Below are 17,794 nucleotides of genomic sequence, written 5' to 3'. Positions count from 1 at the left end.
ACGGCCAGCAGCAGGGCTACGGCCAGCAGGCCGCCCAGCCCGGCTATGGTCAGGACTACGGTCAGCAGCAGGGTTACGGTCAGCAGGCCGCCCAGCCCTCCTACGGCCAGGACTACGGCCAGCAGGCGGCCCAGCCGTCCTACGGTCAGCAGCCCTCCTACGGGCAGCCCGACTACGGTCAGCAGGGCTACGGCCAGCAACCCGGTTACGGCGCCCAGGCGTCCATGTACGGCCAGGGGTACGGCCCCCAGGGGGTCACGCCCCCCGGTGCGCCGGCTCCGCTGGCCGAATGGTGGCAGCGTCTGGTGGCGAGGATGATCGACGGCATCATTCTGGCGATCCCCACGGTGATCCTCAGCCTTGTGCTCGCGGCGATCCTTATCACCAACGGCGGTTTCGACCTTGAGAGCGGTGTGATCACCCAGCCCTCGGGGTACGCCCTGTCGACTTTCCTGACCACCATCATCGCCGGTCTGATCTATGTCGCCTATGAGTTCCTGATGTTGCGGCAGAACGGTCAGACCGTCGGCAAGATGGTCATGGGTATCAAGGTCGTCCGGGTGGGAGGCGCTCTGCAGGGCGGTCTCTCCCCCGATGTCGCCATCAAGCGGGCGGGTGTCTCCTACGGCCCCTACGCGCTGAGCGGCATTCCGCTGGTCGGATTCGTGCTCAACATCTTCACTCTGGTGAACGTGCTCTGGCAGCTGTGGGACAAGCCCCTGAAGCAGTGCCTGCACGACAAGGTCGCCGCGACGGTGGTCGTCAAGACCAAGTAGTCGCGGGAAAAGGGACCGGCGGGTTGAACCGCCGGTCCCTTTTCGTGTCCGCGTCCCGGTGCGCCGGGTTTCGTGTGCGCGTTCGCGTGTGACGGGAAACACGCCGGAGGGCGTGCCCGGTAACGAGGGCCCCTCAGGACGCGATGGAAGCGCAAACCCATTCGAGGCGGCACGAGGAGCGTTATGGCCGTCCACCCCCCTCCCTCGCCGACAAACGCCGTGCGCCACGGACGTCACGGCGCCCCCACCCCCAAGGGCCGCGGGATGAACAACTACGCGGTGCGGCCTTTGGACAGCCGTCCACACGGTCTTATGGGGCCCCAAAGGGAGAACGCGTGCCGCGGGGAGTTCGCGGACAGACGGCCGAATGGATCGCGGCCGGGGGAGGGCATCCTCCCGGGCGGCGCCGACTTCGCGTCCCCCAAGGGATTGTCCCGCCACCCGACTTCCCCTTCCCGAGGCTTCTTAGCGATGGCTCAGGAGGCGTCCTGGTGTCACATGGTTGTTACGGAGTCCGCTCCTGTTTGGTGGTTATAAGGTCTACGACTATGTCCTAGATGCCAGACAAGGACGTACTCTTGGTAAGAAAACAAGGAAGATCCGTCTTCTTCTGTCGGCGGAGTCGCACCACGGCCCCCCGCAACATGAAGAGGGCAACTATCCATACGGGTGTTCTTCGCACCGGGGGCATTGTCGGCGGTGAACCCGCCCGAGGTGATCTCCGGCTTCGTGGACGGCCCGTTTGATCTTCCCTTCCAGACCCCTCACCAGGGGCTACGTGAGCAGGAGGCCGTACGGCTCCGCAGTCGCCGAGCCGGGACCGCAATGGTTTTCCGGTGGAGTGATCATCACAAGATCGCCCTGCCGGTTTTTCCCTCCGGCTTTACGGAGCGCAACCGGTAAGACGGCTGGAGAGAAGCATTAAGGTAGTGAGCGGCAGGTCTGTCTGCCCCAGTGACACCCACCGACCGCAGGTGACGCTATGGTCATCCGTGGACGGAACCGGACCGATCGAGCGCGTCCTCCCAGCGTGGCCCGGGTTGTCGCAGGCAAAATTTCCATGGTCTCCGAAAGTTACCCACGGTGCGGAGCGAGGACGAATGAACGAGGTATTGTCCGCGTTGATACCCCCGGTGGTCGTCGGCGGGGCCTTCATCTACGGAGTTGTCAAGCTTCTTCGGAGTGAAGCCGTCGGCCGTCGCCCGGCAAAACGACGGGATCAGGTCGAGTCGCAGAACGGTTGATCACTCCCCGGGCTCGCGGGGCGACGAGAATCGCCGGGCTCCTGGAATTGCCGCTCTCCGATTGCGGGTATATGTTTAGCTAGCGAATGAAACAATACTCCGCGAAAGGATTGCGTAGATGGCCAAGCAGATCCAGGAGATACTCATCGACGACCTCGATGGGGGCGAGGCCAATGAGACCGTCGCCTTCGCGATTGACGGCACCAGCTATGAGATTGACCTCAGCGACGTAAACGCGAAGAAGCTCCGCGACTCCCTGTCGCCTTTCGTGCAGAGCGCCCGTCGTTCCGGTGCTCTGGCTCCTCGCCGTCGTCGTGCGGGTGGTACCCGGGCACTCACGAGGGAGAAGAGCGCCGACATCCGGGCGTGGGCCAAGTCCCACGGCCTCAACGTCAGCGAGCGCGGTCGAATCGCCTCCAAGATCGTCGAGCAGTACGAAGCGGCTCACTAGATCGTTGAATCATGCGGTTATGGCGGCCACGGTGGGGTCCGGTGGCGGCCATGACCGCATGACGCGTTTGAGCGGCCGATAAACGTCGTTCGCTTGCGGCGTATCGGGAACATCGCACCCCCCGCAAGTAGTTGGATGGAGGGTGAACGCCCTGCTCTCGGGGAACGTCTTCTGCGTAGAGCGGTCGCCGGGTCGGGGCTACCATGCGGGATGACAGGGCCCGGATATCCCGGACCTGCCTGACCGCTCTGTGAGGAGCGACGAGATGTTCGAGAGGTTCACCGACCGCGCACGGCGGGTTGTCGTCCTGGCCCAAGAAGAGGCCCGGATGCTCAACCACAACTACATCGGTACGGAGCACATTCTTCTTGGCTTGATCCATGAAGGTGAAGGCGTTGCCGCCAAGGCTCTGGAGAGCCTCGGCATCAGTCTTGAAGGTGTGCGTCAGCAGGTCGAGGAGATCATCGGCCAGGGGCAGTCTGCGCCGTCGGGGCACATTCCCTTCACCCCGCGTGCGAAGAAGGTCCTTGAGCTGTCGCTCCGTGAGGCCTTGCAACTGGGACACAACTACATCGGCACCGAGCACATCCTGCTCGGCCTCATCCGTGAGGGCGAGGGTGTCGCCGCACAGGTGCTGGTGAAGCTGGGCGCGGATCTCAACCGCGTCAGGCAGCAGGTCATCCAGTTGCTCCACGGTTACCAGGGCAAGGAGCCGGCCGCCTCGGGCGGTCCGCAGGAGACGGCGCCGTCGACCTCCCTTGTGCTGGACCAGTTCGGCCGCAACCTGACCCAGGCCGCCCGCGAGGGCAAGCTCGACCCGGTCATCGGCCGGGACAAGGAGATCGAGCGGGTCATGCAGGTCCTGTCCCGCAGGACCAAGAATAACCCCGTCCTGGTCGGCGAGCCCGGCGTCGGCAAGACCGCCGTCGTCGAGGGCCTGTCGCAGAAGATCGTCAAGGGCGAGGTTCCGGAGACGCTCAAGGACAAGCAGCTCTACACCCTCGACCTGGGCGCCCTGGTCGCGGGCTCGCGCTACCGCGGTGACTTCGAGGAGCGCCTGAAGAAGGTGCTCAAGGAGATCCGCACCCGCGGCGACATCATCCTGTTCATCGACGAGCTGCACACGCTCGTCGGCGCGGGCGCCGCCGAGGGCGCGATCGACGCCGCCAGCATCCTCAAGCCGATGCTGGCCCGTGGTGAGCTGCAGACCATCGGCGCGACCACGCTCGACGAGTACCGCAAGCACCTGGAGAAGGACGCCGCGCTTGAGCGCCGCTTCCAGCCGATCCAGGTGGCCGAGCCCAGCCTCAGCCACACGATCGAGATCCTCAAGGGCCTGCGCGACCGTTACGAGGCCCACCACCGGGTCTCCATCACCGACGGTGCCCTGGTCGCCGCCGCCCAGCTCGCCGACCGCTACATCAGCGACCGGTTCCTGCCGGACAAGGCGATCGACCTCATCGACGAGGCCGGCTCGCGCATGCGCATCCGCCGTATGACCGCGCCGCCGGACCTGCGTGAGTACGACGAGAAGATCGCCAACGTGCGGCGCGACAAGGAGTCCGCGATCGACGCGCAGGACTTCGAGAAGGCCGCGGCGCTGCGCGACCAGGAGAAGCAGCTCCAGCTCAAGCGGGAACGCCGCGAGAAGGAGTGGAAGGCCGGCGACATGGACGTCGTGGCCGAGGTCACCGAGGAGCTCATCGCCGAGGTCCTGGCCACCGCCACCGGCATCCCGGTCTTCAAGCTCACCGAGGAGGAGTCCCAGCGACTGCTCCGCATGGAGGACGAGCTGCACAAGCGGATCATCGGCCAGGACGACGCCATCAAGGGTCTGTCCCGCTCGATCCGCCGCACCCGCGCCGGTCTGAAGGACCCGCGCCGCCCGGGCGGCTCGTTCATCTTCGCCGGTCCCTCCGGTGTCGGTAAGACGGAGCTGTCCAAGTCGCTCGCCGAGTTCCTCTTCGGGGACGAGGACGCGCTGATCATGCTGGACATGTCCGAGTTCATGGAGAAGCACACCGTCTCCAGGCTGTTCGGTTCGCCTCCCGGCTACGTCGGATACGAGGAGGGCGGTCAGCTCACCGAGAAGGTGCGGCGCAAGCCGTTCTCCGTGGTCCTCTTCGACGAGATCGAGAAGGCGCACCCGGACATCTTCAACTCGCTGCTGCAGATCCTGGAGGACGGTCGCCTGACCGACGCCCAGGGCCGGGTGGTCGACTTCAAGAACACCGTCATCATCATGACGACCAACCTCGGTACCCGTGACATCTCCAAGGGCATCGGGGTCGGGTTCGCGAAGGCCAACGACAACGAGTCCAACTACGACCGGATGAAGGCCAAGGTGCAGGAGGAGCTCAAGCAGCACTTCCGGCCCGAGTTCCTCAACCGTGTCGACGACATCGTGGTCTTCCACCAGCTCACGCCGAAGGAGATCATCAAGATCGTCGATCTGATGCTCGCCCAGGTGGCGCTGCGCCTGAAGGACCGCGACATGGGTCTCGAAGTCTCCGACGACGCCAAGCAGCTGCTGGCCGACCGCGGTTACGACCCGGTGATGGGTGCCCGTCCGCTGCGCCGTACGATCCAGCGCGAGCTGGAGGACACGCTGTCGGAGAAGATCCTGTACGGCGAGCTCCGGCCCGGCCAGATCGTCAAGATCGGCGTCGAGGGCGAGGGTGACAACGCCACCTTCACCTTCGTCGGCGAGGCCGCGCCCACGGACCGCGTCCCGGACTCGGCCGCCGCCATCGCGGAGCCGATCCAGCACTAGGCCGAACGGTCCCCGGGGCTCCATCCCCGAAGGACCGGCAGGTCAGAGAACTGAAGCAGACCCCGTCGTGAGACATCACGGCGGGGTCTGCTCATTTGTTATACAAGGAGGTGTCCTACCACCAAAGGTAGTACTACACTCTGTAGAGTGAGCCTGGCCAAGGCTCACCAAGTGAGCCACACATCGTGCTTTCCGCGGCGAGATCGCCTTCCGGGGTCAGCCGCGCGGCGTACCGGCGAATCACCTGCAGAGGTGACGCGGTGACCGGCCTCCGCGCGGGATGCTCGGCCCACCAGGCGGGTCCCAGGACCACCTGATCGAAAGCACCACACGCTTGGAGGCATCGGATGCGTTTGCGACACCAGGACGGGACTCTCGTTCACCTGTCCTACAACGCGGGCGTCCATCCCGCTGAGGACCTGGAGAACCTGATCGCCCACCTGACCAGGTACGCCGTTCCGGTGCGCAAGCGCCTCGGCGTCGGGCGGATGGGCGTCGGACTCTGGCTCTCCCCGAGCGTGGCCGACCACCTCATCGCCGACCGGATCGAACTGGTCCGCCTGCGCCGTTCCCTGGAGGAGCGCGGTCTGGAGGTCGTCAGCCTCAACGGCACCGGCGGCCGTAACCAGGAGAGCCCCGGCCCCGACTGGGCCAAGCCCGAGCGGTACCGCTACACGATGTCCCTGGCCAAGATCCTGGCCTTCCTGCTCCCGGACGACGTCCAGTTCGGCAGCATCTCCACCATCCCCATCGGCTGGCGCCGTGACTGGCCCGCCGACCTGCACGCCATCGCGGCCCGCCGCCTCGAACGACTCTCCCGCGAACTGCGCGGCCTCTACAGCGTCACCGGCAAGACGGTCAGGGTCGGCTTCGAGCCTTGGCCCGGCTGTGTGCTGGAGACCACCAAGCAGGCCCTCGAACGCGTCTGCGGCATCGACTCCGAGCATCTCGGCGTCTGCCTCGACGCCTGCCACCTCGCGGGCGGTGCGGAGCAGCCGGAGGACGCCCTGCGCGGCCTGGCCGCCGCTGGTGCCCCCGTCGTCAAGCTCGGCCACGTCCACAACCACTTCGGCGACGCCTGCCAGGAGCTCCCCAGCACCCGTTCCGTGCTTGAGGACACCCTCACCGCGATGCTCTCCGGCGCGGTGAACGGCACGGCCCACATCGAGGTCGAAACCCACGGTCTGGCCGTACCGCTGCGCGCCAAGGGCCCCGGCGCCCTGGTCAACATGATCGCCGAGGAACTCGACTGGGCAAGGACGAACCTGACGGCACTGGGCCTGACACTCGCTGCGTAACCTTTTGCGCCGCCTTCGGCGGCGCGGGTTCGGGTGCTTCGAGCCGACGCTTTCCCTCGTCGTTCGTCCGCTGCGCTCCCTCACTCCTCAGTCCAAGCGCCGGCGCACCCGAACCCTGTCCCTTTGCGCCGCCTGCGGCGTCGCGGGCTTGGGCGCCTCTGAGTCGGTGCTTTCCCTCGTCACTCCGTCGCTTCGCTCCTGCGTTCCTCAGTCCAAGCACCGACGCGCCCAAGCCGACACTCCTCACACTTGGCACCGGTAAAGCACAGGCAAAACCCCTCACTCCTGGTGTGGGGGGCGTCGGTTTCCTCGGCTCAGGTGGTGGGAGCACTGAGGGCAACAGGCCCAATTTCCTTGGTTCGGGCGTTGGAAGGTGCCGGAACTGCCTTTGGCGCGCATGGGCCGGGTTTCGTGGGGCTCGTGCTGGTTTCAGCTCAGCCATGCGCTCCTTTCCGCGTGGGGGCTTCAGCTGCGGTGGTTGGTTCCGGGTGGGGGTCGCGCGGGTTGCTTCAGCGGGCTGGAGGGCACTGGGCAGACGAAGTCAACGGTTCTTCGGTAGTGATCACGTCGGGCCAGGCTGCCACCCTCGGTGCGTACAGCGGGAGCCAGGACGAAGCCAGGGAAAACCCACAGCCCGGTGGGTCTGCGACATGGATGGGGGACCCGGGACGGAGTCAGGGAAGGGCCACGGCTCGGCATGGGGAGTGGCGTGGCGGGCGCTGAGGTGTGGAGCCAGGGAAGGTCCACGGCTCGATTTGGGGAGCTGCGCGTCTGCGGGGTGTGGGCTGAGCGGAGCGTGGCCCGTGAGGCAGAGGGTGGGCTTCAGGGTGAGGGCAGGGGGGAGCGGAGCGTGGTCCGTGAGGCGGATGGTGGGCTTCAGGGGGAGTTCGTGGCCTGGGCGCGGGAGGGTGAAACCGCGTGTGAGTGTGGAGAGGGCACGTCAGGTGAAGGCCGGGAAAGGCTATACGGAAGAACCGGGAAAACCGATCTGGGTGGTGTGAATTGGAGGAATCCGAGGCGGGTTGAGAAGCGGGCGGTGGTGTGGGCCTATCAGGTCAGGAAAAGTCCTGAAGAAGTAGACGGGTCAGGAAAAACCGCGGTACGGCCCCGGAATCCCAAGATGTGAGCCCCGAGAAACCGCGTTGCAAAAGCCTCGGAAACTGTAATGGGGGGAAGGGCAGGTCAGCGGAGGTGGAAGACGGCCTTGTGGCTCTTGAGGTCGGGAGTGCGGACCATGGCCACGTAGGTTCCGGCCTTGGCGGCGGGGCGATGGGCTGAGCAGTCGCTGCCGGAACGGTGCCGGTTCCAGTCGATCTGCCGGACGTACGGGATGCCCCGGTCGAGCCGGCGGATCTCCTCGGCCTCTCCGCTGACGCAGTCGGCGGACGACCAGATCCGGTCGTCGCCCGAGGTGATGCGGACCTCAAGCGCCCGTGCCCCCACGTTGGCGGTGCACATCACCTTGTTGGTGTTCACCAGCGTGACGATGAACTGGGGTCGGCTGCCCCCCGGGTAGACCTCGCTCCGTCCGCGTATGTCCAGGACCAGGTCGGACGGGTCGCAGGTCTGGCCGGGGCGCCTGATCTGGACCTTGGGCTTCGCCTTGACGACGGCGGCCTTCGGGGAGGAGGTGGCCCCGGGGGACCGTGGGGCGGGAGGCGTCGGGGTGATCGTCACCGCGGGCAGAAGCGCCAGGACCGGATCCGGTGACGGGGACCCGGTGGCCGTGCCGTTCGCCCGGGGGTCGTCGTCCTGTCCGCCTGCCGAGCAGGCCCATGCCACCAGGGCGACCACCATGAGCACACCGAGGAGCGCGACCATCCGCCGCCGCCAGTAGACGTCCACTCCTATATCACTACGGAAAGTGTCCGGATCCATACGCACAGTATGGTGACTCTCCGTGGGCCGTGAAGGGCGACCCGCCGCTCTGGTCGTCGTTTCGGAGGGCGGGGTCCGGCGAAGGCGGCGAAGCACGTCCGGAACGGCACTATCGTCGGAGAGTGCCCGAGTCGAACCTCCTGTTGGAGCCTGTCCTCTCCTGGTACGCCGACAACGCGCGTGACCTTCCATGGCGGGCCGAGGACGCCTCCCCCTGGTCGATCCTGGTCAGCGAGATCATGCTGCAGCAGACTCCGGTGGTCAGGGTGCTTCCCATCTGGACGGAGTGGATGGAACGCTGGCCGACGCCCGCGGCCCTGGCCAAGGAACCGCCGGGCGAGGCCGTACGGCACTGGGGGCGTCTTGGGTATCCACGGCGTGCCCTCAACCTGCACGCCTGCGCCAGGGTGATCACCGACGAGCACGGCGGGGAGGTGCCCTCCGACCACGCGACGCTGCTGACGTTGCCCGGTATCGGCGAGTACACCGCCGCCGCGGTGGCCAGTTTCGCCTTCCGGGGGCGATACGCCGTGCTGGACACCAACGTGCGCAGGGTCCTCGCGCGGGCCGTGCGGGGGGAGGAGTATCCCCCGAAGGCCACCACGCCCGTCGAGCGCAAGCTCGCCGCCTCGCTGCTGCCCGGGGAGGAGGACGCCCCGGTCTGGGCGGTGGCCGTGATGGAACTCGGCGCCCTGGTCTGTACGGCTCGCGCCCCTCGCTGCGCCGACTGCCCGGTCGTCGGCCTGTGCGCCTGGCGGCTGGCGGGCAAACCGCCCTACGAGGGACCGGCGCGTAAGGGGCAGACCTACGCGGGTACGGACCGTCAGTGCCGGGGGCGGCTGCTGGCCGTACTCCGTCAGGCCCACGAGCCCGTCCCCAAGGACGCCCTCGACGTGGTCTGGGACGACGCCCCGCAGCGGGAGCGCGCGCTGGACGGCCTGGTCGCCGACGGGCTGGCGGAGGTCCTCGACGACGGGACCTACCGTCTTCCCACCTGAGATCGCCGAGGCACGCACCGGCTTGAGGGCCGGTTCGCGGTGGAACTCCGGGAGGGCGGGTCAGACGTAACGTTCCAGGATGGACGACTCGGCCAGGCGGGACAGGCCCTCGCGGATGTGCCGGGCCCTGGCCTCACCGACGCCGCCGACCTCCTGCAGGTCGCCGATGCTGGCGGCCAGGAGCTTCTGCAGGCTGCCGAACTGGTCGACCAGGCGGTCGACGACCGTCACGGGCAGGCGGGGCACCTTGGCCAGCAGCCGGTAGCCACGGGGGCTGACCGGGCTCTCCAGGACGTCGGTGCCCGACTGGCCGAGCACGTGCGCGACGGCCGTCAGGTCGAGCAGGCCGTCGGAGGAGAGCTGGTCGAGGTCGTGCAGGGCGTCGGCGAAGCGGCGCGGACGTCGTGCCGAGATGGGGAGGTAGTCGCGCACGATCAGCTCACGGTCGCTCTCGGTCCCGGCGACCAGCTCGTTGAGCTGCAGGGAGAGGAGTCGGCCGTCGGTGCCGAGCTCGACCACGTAGCCGGCGATCTCGTTGGAGATGCGCCGGACCATCTCCAGGCGCTGGGCGACCACGGCCACGTCGCGGACGGTCACCAGGTCTTCGATCTCCAGGGCGGACAGCGTGCCCGAGACCTCGTCGAGCCGGAGTTTGTATCGCTCCAGAGTGGCCAGCGCCTGGTTGGCCTTCGACAGGATCACCGCCGACTCCTCCAGCACATGGCGGATGCCGCCCAGGTAGAGGGCGATGATCCGCATGGACTTGCTGAGGGAGATCACGGGAAGGGACGTCTGCACGGCGACGCGCTGGGCCGTACGGTGCCGGGTGCCCGACTCGTCGGTGGGGATGGACGGGTCGGGCATCAGGTGCACCGCGGCTCGGACGATCTTGTGGTCGTCGGAGCTCAGCACGATGGCGCCGTCCATCTTGGCCAGTTCGCGCAGTCGGGTGGCGGAGAACTCGACATCCAGCTCGAATCCGCCGCTGCAGATCGCCTCGACCGTGCTGTCGTAGCCCAGCACGATGAGACCGCCGGTGTGGCCGCGAAGGATGCGTTCCAGGCCGTCGCGCAGCTCGGTGCCCGGCGCGACCGCGGCCAGGACACTTCTGCGGCGTTCGTCGAGTCCTTGTTCGTCGAGTCCTTTGTAGGTGGCTGCCACATGACCCCCGTGGTCCGCGTATAAGGTCTAGCTTACCGGCGAAGGTCCCCCCGAGTCCGGAATCACCGGATCGCCTCTTCTAAGTGACATGAGTGAGGGCGTCCCAGACGTTTTCCGCCTCAACGACATCGAAACCTGGCATGAAGGATGTGCCCCGGCCGCCGACCGGGACCAGGGTGCGGTCGCCGTTGCGCCTTTTGCCCGAGTCGAGGGACCCGGAGGGGACCAGGGCGCGGGTGAAGCCGAGCCTGGCGGCCTCCGACAGGCGGCGCCGTACGTCGCGGACCGGGCGGAGCTCACCGGCCAGGCCGACCTCGCCGAGCACGACCAGGCCGGGGGGCAGCGGTTTGTCCCCGGCGGCGCTGGCGACGGCGAGCATCACCGACAGGTCGACCGCGGGGTCGCTGAGCTTGATGCCGCCGACGGTCGCGGTGAACACGTCGCAGCCGCCGAGCTTGGCGTTGAGCCGCCGTTCGAGCACGGCGAGCACCATCGTCACGCGGTAGGTGTCGAGCCCGGAGGAGGAGCGGCGCGGCTGCTGGGCCTCGGTCCGCGCGACCAGGGCCTGGACCTCGGCGGGCAGCGGGCGGGTGCCCTCAAGGGTGACGGTCACGCACGTGCCGGGGACCGGGTCGTTGCGGTGGGAGACGAACAGGCCACTGGCGTCGGCGATGCCCTCGATGCCGTTCTCGTGCAGGTCGAAGCAGCCGACCTCGTCGACGGGACCGTACCGGTTCTTGATCGCGCGGACCATGCGGAGCCGGGAGTGGCGGTCGCCCTCGAAGTGGAGCACGACGTCGACCAGGTGCTCAAGCGTCCTGGGGCCCGCGATGGAGCCCTCCTTGGTGACGTGGCCGACCAGGACCGTGGACATGCCGCGCTCCTTGGCCAGCCTGATCACGTTTCCCGCGACCTCTCTGACCTGGGTGACACCGCCGGGGACGCCGGTGGCCAGGGTCGAGCCGATCGTCTGCACCGAGTCGACGACGAGCATGTCGGGCTGGACCTTCTCCACATGGGCGACCAGCGCGGCCAGGTCGGTCTCGGCCGCGAGGTAGAGGCGGTCCTGGATCGCGCCGATCCGGTCGGCCCTGAGCCGCACCTGGGAGGCCGACTCCTCACCGGTGATGTAGAGGACGGTCTGCTGGCGCGCGATCTTGGCCGCCGCCTCAAGCAGGAGTGTGGACTTGCCGATGCCGGGCTCTCCGGCCAGCAGCACGACCGCGCCGGGGACCAGGCCGCCGCCGAGCACCCGGTCGAGCTCGCCGACCCCGGTGCTGCGGGCCTGCGCGACCTCGGCCTTGACCTCGCCGATCGGGACGGCGGGGGCGGAGACGGCGCCCGCGGAGGCCACGTTGACGCCGCCGCGCGCGGTCTCCTCCTCGACCGTGCCCCAGGCCTGGCACTCGCCGCAGCGACCGACCCACTTGGCGGTCTGCCAACCGCACTCACCACAGCGATAGCCGACCCTTTTTGCCATGGCCGCGAGGCTACCGGTCCCGACCGACAACTTCACCCGTCGTGTCCCGGGCGCGGGCGAGGAGGCCGGCCATGCGCAGGCGGTGCTGCGGGTTCTGGGGCGGCTCGGTCCCCGCCTGAGTCGTGGGGTCCTTCCCCGTGGATCACCGGGAAGGGCCCCACGGGCTCAGATGTGGCCTTCGAGCTCGGCCAGGAGCAGGCGCTTGGGCTTGGCGCCCACGACCTGCTTGACGACCTCGCCGTTCTTGTAGAGGTTGAGCGTGGGCAGGCCGAGCACGCCGTACCTGGCGCTGATCTCGGGGTGGTCGTCGGAGTTGATCTTGGCGATCGTGACGCGGTCGCCGTACTCGGCGTCGATCTCGTCGAGGACCGGCGCGATCATGCGGCACGGCGGGCACCACTCGGCCCAGAAGTCGACCAGGACGGGCTTGTCGCTCTCCAGCACCTGTTCTGCGAAGTTCTCCGCGGTCAGGGTGATCATTTCTACTCCCGTTTCGTCAGCACGCATCCGGGGCAGGCCGTGGACAACTGTCCGGCGACCTCGGCCCTTCGGACCAGTAGCGCGCGGATCTCGTCGTCGATCTCGGCCAGCTTGCGCCGGTAGACCTCGACGGACTCGGGACAGTCGGCCCCCGACTCGTGCCCCGCCCGAAGGCAGGCCACGAACGGCTTGGCGTCCTCCAGGGTGAACCCGACCGTGAGCAGCGACCTGATCTCGGTGACGAGCTTGAGATCCGCCTCGCTGTACTCCCGGTAGCCGTTCGCCGTCCGCCGAGCCCTGATCAGCCCCTGCTGCTCGTAGTAACGCAGCGCCCTGGGACTGACCCCGGCCCGTCTGGCGAGCTCCCCGATCCGCATCCGGTCCTCCTTACGGCGCCACGGTAAACGTTGACGTCAGTGTCAGGGTCAAGCCCCGGACCGGGGGAACGCATTCCCGGCGAGGTCAGAACCGCTTCCAGCGCAGGAGGTTGGGGTATTCGAGCTCCACCCCGGACGTCTCCGCGATGGCCCGCGCCGCGACCTCCGGCGTGAACTCGATGCGGAGCACGGCTTCGAGGTCGGTACGGCGCTCGAAGGCCATGCGCAGGTCGAGAGGCCGGGTGTGCCAGCCGTTGCGCCGCCAGAACTCCTCGACGGAGGCGGAGGAGTAGGACGGGAGCGAGGCGCTGAACCAGCGGCCGAAGGCGCCGCGGGTGGCGTCCAGGTCGATGACGAAGGCCGTGCCGCCGCGCCGTACGACCCGGGACAGCTCCTTCAGGCCGGGTTCGCAGCCGGGGCCGAAGAAGTAGGCCCAGCGGGCGACGGCCACGTCGGCCGAGGCGTCGGGGAGCGGCAGGTCCTGGGCGGTTCCCCGGCGCACGTCCACGTTCGGCAGGGAGCGGCAGCGGCGTCTGGCCAGCCCGACCAGGTCGTCGTGCGGCTCGACGCCGACCACCCGGGCGGCCCGTGCGGACAGGGACGGCAGGTGGTAGCCCGTCCCGCAGCCGATGTCCACGACCGTCGCGCCGGTCAGCGGCCTGACGGCGGCCATCGCGGCGTCGGCGACCCCCTCGGGATCGACGGCGCGGTTCTCCAGCTCGTAGATCTGCGGGGTGTTCCAGATGTTCGGGCTGGGAATGGCGCCCTTGGCAAACCGCGGCATGCCCCAACCGTAGCGACGGTGCCCGGGTGATCCGCGCCACGTCAAGCGGGCGATACGCCATCGTTCCCCGAGCGCGCTTAGGCTGGCAACGTGAGTGAGAGAACCGACGGCGGTAGGGGGACCCGCTCACGCGAGCTCTGGCCGGGAGGCGAGGAATCCGTATGAGCGTTACCCGAGCATCCACCGCGAAGATCGCCCTGTCCACGGCGTCGGTGTACCCGGAACGCACCCCTGACGCCTTCGAGCTGGCGGCCCGGCTGGGATACGACGGCGTCGAGATCATGGTCGGCGCCGACCCGGTCAGCCAGGACGTCGACGTGCTCGAACGGCTCAGCGACCACTACCAGCTGCCGATCCTGGCGATCCACGCGCCGTGTCTGCTGGTCACCCAGCGGGTGTGGGGCAAGGACCCGTGGGTCAAGCTCCAGCGGGCGCAGCGGGCCGCGGAGCGGGTCGGCGCCAGGACGGTCGTGGTGCACCCGCCCTTCCGCTGGCAGCGTGACTACGCCCGCGAGTTCGAGGTCGGCCTGGCCAGGATGCGCGAGGAGACCGATGTGGTCTTCGCGGTGGAGAACATGTTCCCGCTGAAGGCCAGGGGCAACGAGGTGGTCCCCTACTCTCCCGGCTGGAACCCGATCGACTACGACTTCCCCCAGGTCACCCTGGACCTGTCGCACACCGCGGTCTCCGGTGTCGACGCCAGGGAGATGTTCAACAAGCTCGGCGACAGGCTGGCCCACCTGCACCTGGCCGACGGGCTCGGGGTGGCCAACAAGGACGAGCACCTGGTCCCCGGGCGGGGCAACCAGCCGTGCGCGGAGATCCTGGAGCGCATGGCGGGCAACGGCTACGACGGCCTCGTCGTGCTGGAGATCAACACGCGCAAGGCGAGCGGCCGTACCGAGCGGATCGACGACCTCGCCGAGGCGTTGGCCTTCGCGCGGCGGCACCTGGCTCCCTCGCACGCGTCGGGGGCGAAGGGCTCGGGAACGGCGGGCTCGAAGGGGTGACCGAGCAGCAGTCCCCCGCGGAACAGGACACCGGGCGGGGCGCGGGCCGTACGGCTCCCGCAGGGCGGGACGCGGGGCGGAGCGTCAGGCAGGGCGCCGAGCGGGGCACGGAACAGGACACCGGGCGTGGCGCGGGCCGTACGGCGGGCGGGCGGCGCCTCGGGCGCAGGCCGGGGTCGGCCGACACGCGTGGGCAGATCCTCGCGGCGGCCCGTGAGACCTTCGCGGAGAAGGGCTTCGACAAGGCGACGGTGCGGGGCATCGCCCGGCGGGCCGAGGTCGATCCGGCGCTGGTCCACCACTACTTCACCAGCAAGGAGGGCATGTTCGTCGCGGCGATGGAGCTGCCGATCGACCCCGAGGACGTGGTCCCCATGCTGCTGGCCGGACCGCGCGAGGAGATGGGGGAGCGGCTGGCCGAGTTCGTGCTGACGATGACCTCGCACGCCCAGGCGCGCCAGCCGTTGCTCGCGCTGGTCCGCACGGCGATGACCAACGAGCAGATGGCCACCCTGATCCGTGAGTTCATGACGCACGCCCTGGTCGACAGGGTGGCGCAGGCGCTGGACATCCCCCCGATCAGGATGGAGCTGGCCTTCGCCCAGATGTTCGGCGTGGTGCTGGCCCGTTACGTGCTCAGGCTGGAGCCGATCGCCTCGGTCGACGTCAAGGAACTGGTCGGGCTGCTCGCGCCCACGATCCAGAGGTATCTCGACCCCGTGTCCTGATGCGGTCCGGTGGACAGATTATTGTTCTACAGGACAGGTTGACCGTATGGTGGCCATGGTCGTCGTGTGTCGCCGTCCGTCGCACGGCATCGCGGTGGCGCGGGACGATCCGTCGCAACCGTGGACGGGCCGCGGTCGTACGCCTGACAGCCACCGCCGTCTGTGGGAGGACCCGTGCTCTGGGTAGCGATCATCGGGCTGATCATGACCGCCGTCGCGCTCGCGCTCGCCGCGCGTCGTGTGTTGTTCCTCTACAAACTCGCCACCGTGGGGGCACCGGCCCCCGAGCGGATCGAGTACGCCAGGGACAACGTCGGCACCGAGATCAAGGCGCAGCTCGTCGAGGTCTTCGGTCAGCGGAAACTGCTGAAGTGGACCACCTCGGGCACCGCCCACTTCTTCGTCATGTGGGCCTTCTTCATCCTGGCGACCGTCTACCTGGAGGCGTACGGCACGCTGATCCAGGGCGCGATCACCGGGACGCCTGACTTCCACATCCCGATCATCGGGACCTGGCCGGTGCTCGGCTTCCTGCAGGACTTCATCGCGGTCGCGGCCCTGGTCGGCCTGGTCGTCTTCGCGGTCATCAGGGTGAGGAACTCGCCGAAGAAGCTGGGCCGCAAGTCCCGCTTCTCCGGTTCGCACCTCGGCGGAGCCTGGCTCGTCCTCTTCATGATCTTCAACGTGATCTGGACGATGTTCCTGTTCAGGGGGGCCGCCCACAACACCGGCAACCTGCCCTACGCCTCGGGCGCGTTCGCCTCCGAGGCCACCGCGGCGCTGCTGCACCCGCTGGGTGAGACGGCCAACGAGGTCCTCGAAGGCGTCGGACTGCTGCTGCACATCGGCGTCATGCTGGTCTTCCTGATCATCGTGGTGAACTCCAAGCACCTGCACATCTTCACCGCGCCGCTGAACGTGCTGTTCTCCCGCCGCCCCGACGGCAACGGCCCCGCCCAGCCGCTGCGGATCGACGGCAAGGTCGTCGACTTCGAGGACGAGGACCTCGACGGTGACCGGCTCGGCCGGGGCAAGGTCGAGGACACCACCTGGAAGGGCTTCCTCGACTTCTACACCTGCACCGAGTGCGGACGCTGCCAGTCGCAGTGCCCGGCGTGGAACACCGACAAGCCGCTGTCGCCGAAGATGCTCATCATCGACCAGCGCGACCACGCCTTCAAGATCGCGCCGTACCTGTCGGCGACCCAGGAGCAGCGCGCCGACCTGCACGAGGACGTGCTGGCCCTGCTGGACAAGCCGCTGGTCGGTGAGGACGGCGTCATCCACCCCGACGTGCTGTGGTCCTGCACCAACTGTGGCGCCTGCGTCGAGCAGTGCCCGGTGGACATCGAGCACATCGACCACATCCTGGACATGCGCCGCTACCAGGCGATGGTGGAGTCGAACTTCCCGTCCGAGGCCGGCGTCATGGTCAGGAACCTGGAGAACAAGGGCAACCCGTGGGGGATGTCCGAGATGAAGCGGGCCGACTGGATCGAGGAGCTGGCCGGGCGCGAGGACGACCCCATCGAGATCCAGCTCGTCGACGAGAAGATGCCCGAGGACACCGAGTACCTCTTCTGGGTCGGCTGCGCCGGAGCCCTTGAGGACAGGGCGAGGAAGACCACCAAGGCGGTCGCCGAGCTGCTGCACATCGCGGGGGTGAAGTTCGCGGTGCTCGGCCCGATGGAGGCCTGCACCGGAGACCCGGCCCGCCGCCTGGGCATGGAGTACCTCTTCGACATGCTGGCCAAGCAGAACATCGAGACGCTCAACGAGGCCGGGGTCAAGAAGATCGTCGCGACCTGCCCGCACTGCTTCAACACCCTCGCCAACGAGTATCCGCAGCTCGGCGGCACCTACGAGGTCGTGCACCACACCCAGCTGCTGGCCAAGCTGGTCGACGAGGGCAAGCTGGTCCCGGTCACGCCGATCGAGGAGAAGATCACCTACCACGACCCCTGCTTCCTCGGACGCCACAACAAGGTGTACTCCCAGCCGCGCGACATCATGGCCAAGGTCCCCGGCGTCAAGGCGCAGGAGATGCACCGGCACAAGGAGCGGGGCTTCTGCTGCGGCGCGGGCGGCGCGCGGATGTGGATGGAGGAGCGGATCGGCAAGCGCATCAACACCGAGCGGGTCGACGAGGCGCTGACCACCGACCCGGACACCATCTCGACCGCCTGCCCGTTCTGCCTGGTCATGCTGGGCGACTCGATCAACGAGAAGAAGAACGCCGGCGAGGCCAAGGAGACGCTTGAGGTCGTCGACGTCTCCCAGCTGCTGATCAAGTCCATCAAGGGGTAGGCCGGAACCCCGGTTTCGCCGTCCAGGTACGGCCTGCGACTTGCGGGCC

At 68.0% G+C, this 17,794-nt stretch carries 14 protein-coding genes; 8 read left to right on the top strand and 6 right to left on the bottom strand.

Going from position 1 to position 17,794, the window contains the following annotated elements:
- The 4 genes from ACFOYY_RS11055 to ACFOYY_RS11040 all read left to right on the top strand — a co-directional run.
- A partial coding sequence (locus tag ACFOYY_RS11055; protein WP_386189648.1) for an RDD family protein occupies positions 1 to 776 on the top strand: 776 nt, incomplete at its 5' end.
- 1,362 nt (positions 777 to 2,138) lie between these two features.
- The gene (locus tag ACFOYY_RS11050) at positions 2,139 to 2,471 is read left to right on the top strand and encodes a histone-like nucleoid-structuring protein Lsr2 (protein ID WP_184724583.1); all 333 of its coding nucleotides are present in this window, start codon (positions 2,139 to 2,141) and stop codon (positions 2,469 to 2,471) included.
- Positions 2,472 to 2,736: 265 nt separating this feature from the next.
- A complete protein-coding gene (locus ACFOYY_RS11045; protein ID WP_352014102.1) occupies positions 2,737 to 5,244 on the top strand; it encodes an ATP-dependent Clp protease ATP-binding subunit in 2,508 nt (835 codons plus the stop codon).
- A gap of 347 nt (positions 5,245 to 5,591) precedes the next feature.
- A complete protein-coding gene (locus ACFOYY_RS11040) occupies positions 5,592 to 6,542 on the top strand; it encodes a TIM barrel protein (protein ID WP_352014101.1) in 951 nt (316 codons plus the stop codon).
- Between the two features lie 1,182 nt (positions 6,543 to 7,724).
- On the opposite strand, the gene ACFOYY_RS11035 is transcribed toward ACFOYY_RS11040, so the two are convergent.
- Positions 7,725 to 8,420, bottom strand: coding sequence for a hypothetical protein (locus ACFOYY_RS11035; RefSeq protein WP_386189647.1), 696 nt, complete (start codon positions 8,418 to 8,420; stop codon positions 7,725 to 7,727).
- A 122-nt stretch (positions 8,421 to 8,542) separates the two neighbouring features.
- Between ACFOYY_RS11035 and ACFOYY_RS11030 the strand changes: the two genes are divergently transcribed.
- Positions 8,543 to 9,418 carry an A/G-specific adenine glycosylase gene (locus ACFOYY_RS11030; RefSeq protein ID WP_352014099.1) on the top strand — a complete coding sequence of 292 codons (876 nt, stop codon included), beginning with the start codon at positions 8,543 to 8,545 and terminating at the stop codon, positions 9,416 to 9,418.
- Positions 9,419 to 9,478: 60 nt separating this feature from the next.
- Here the strand turns inward: ACFOYY_RS11030 and disA are convergent, their stop codons facing one another.
- From disA to ACFOYY_RS11005, 5 genes are all read right to left on the bottom strand, one after another.
- Positions 9,479 to 10,579, bottom strand: coding sequence for a DNA integrity scanning diadenylate cyclase DisA (disA, locus tag ACFOYY_RS11025; RefSeq protein WP_352014098.1), 1,101 nt, complete (start codon positions 10,577 to 10,579; stop codon positions 9,479 to 9,481).
- Between the two features lie 79 nt (positions 10,580 to 10,658).
- Complete coding sequence (gene radA, locus ACFOYY_RS11020; RefSeq protein ID WP_352014097.1) at positions 10,659 to 12,059, bottom strand: DNA repair protein RadA; 1,401 nt, start codon at positions 12,057 to 12,059, stop codon at positions 10,659 to 10,661.
- Between the two features lie 165 nt (positions 12,060 to 12,224).
- Complete coding sequence (trxA, locus tag ACFOYY_RS11015; RefSeq protein ID WP_352014096.1) at positions 12,225 to 12,539, bottom strand: thioredoxin; 315 nt, start codon at positions 12,537 to 12,539, stop codon at positions 12,225 to 12,227.
- A gap of 2 nt (positions 12,540 to 12,541) precedes the next feature.
- The gene (locus ACFOYY_RS11010; protein ID WP_352014095.1) at positions 12,542 to 12,916 is read right to left on the bottom strand and encodes a MerR family transcriptional regulator; all 375 of its coding nucleotides are present in this window, start codon (positions 12,914 to 12,916) and stop codon (positions 12,542 to 12,544) included.
- Positions 12,917 to 13,001: 85 nt separating this feature from the next.
- Positions 13,002 to 13,700, bottom strand: a complete 699-nt coding sequence (locus ACFOYY_RS11005; protein ID WP_386189646.1) for a class I SAM-dependent methyltransferase — start codon at positions 13,698 to 13,700, stop codon at positions 13,002 to 13,004.
- Positions 13,701 to 13,861: 161 nt separating this feature from the next.
- Here ACFOYY_RS11005 and ACFOYY_RS11000 point away from each other — a divergent pair, with 161 nt between their 5' ends.
- From ACFOYY_RS11000 to ACFOYY_RS10990, 3 genes are all read left to right on the top strand, one after another.
- Positions 13,862 to 14,710: a sugar phosphate isomerase/epimerase family protein gene (locus ACFOYY_RS11000; RefSeq protein WP_352014093.1), complete on the top strand. Its 849-nt coding sequence runs from the start codon at positions 13,862 to 13,864 to the stop codon at positions 14,708 to 14,710.
- On the top strand, positions 14,707 to 15,438 hold the full coding sequence (locus ACFOYY_RS10995; protein WP_386189644.1) for a TetR/AcrR family transcriptional regulator: 732 nt from the start codon (positions 14,707 to 14,709) through the stop codon (positions 15,436 to 15,438). The genes ACFOYY_RS11000 and ACFOYY_RS10995 overlap by 4 nt, the downstream gene beginning before the upstream one ends.
- Before the next feature lie 174 nt (positions 15,439 to 15,612).
- A complete protein-coding gene (locus tag ACFOYY_RS10990) occupies positions 15,613 to 17,745 on the top strand; it encodes a heterodisulfide reductase-related iron-sulfur binding cluster (protein ID WP_352014091.1) in 2,133 nt (710 codons plus the stop codon).
- Positions 17,746 to 17,794 lie beyond the last annotated feature (49 nt).

The organism is Streptosporangium jomthongense, assembly GCF_042650425.1.
In the GTDB taxonomy this organism is placed as follows: domain Bacteria; phylum Actinomycetota; class Actinomycetes; order Streptosporangiales; family Streptosporangiaceae; genus Streptosporangium.
Note: the sequence above shows the minus strand (reverse complement) of the source record. Positions and strands in the feature narration are given on the sequence as shown.

Bases quoted from the DNA above. Each gene is read 5' to 3' on its own strand.
- ACFOYY_RS11050 (WP_184724583.1), top strand. From the start codon at position 2,139: ATGGCCAAGCAGATCCAGGAGATACTCATCGACGACCTCGATGGGGGC.
- ACFOYY_RS11045 (WP_352014102.1), top strand. From the start codon at position 2,737: ATGTTCGAGAGGTTCACCGACCGCGCACGGCGGGTTGTCGTCCTGGCC.
- ACFOYY_RS11040 (WP_352014101.1), top strand. From the start codon at position 5,592: ATGCGTTTGCGACACCAGGACGGGACTCTCGTTCACCTGTCCTACAAC.
- ACFOYY_RS11035 (WP_386189647.1), bottom strand. From the start codon at position 8,420: ATGGATCCGGACACTTTCCGTAGTGATATAGGAGTGGACGTCTACTGG.
- radA (WP_352014097.1), bottom strand. From the start codon at position 12,059: ATGGCAAAAAGGGTCGGCTATCGCTGTGGTGAGTGCGGTTGGCAGACC.
- trxA (WP_352014096.1), bottom strand. From the start codon at position 12,539: ATGATCACCCTGACCGCGGAGAACTTCGCAGAACAGGTGCTGGAGAGC.
- ACFOYY_RS11010 (WP_352014095.1), bottom strand. From the start codon at position 12,916: ATGCGGATCGGGGAGCTCGCCAGACGGGCCGGGGTCAGTCCCAGGGCG.
- ACFOYY_RS11005 (WP_386189646.1), bottom strand. From the start codon at position 13,700: ATGCCGCGGTTTGCCAAGGGCGCCATTCCCAGCCCGAACATCTGGAAC.
- ACFOYY_RS11000 (WP_352014093.1), top strand. From the start codon at position 13,862: ATGAGCGTTACCCGAGCATCCACCGCGAAGATCGCCCTGTCCACGGCG.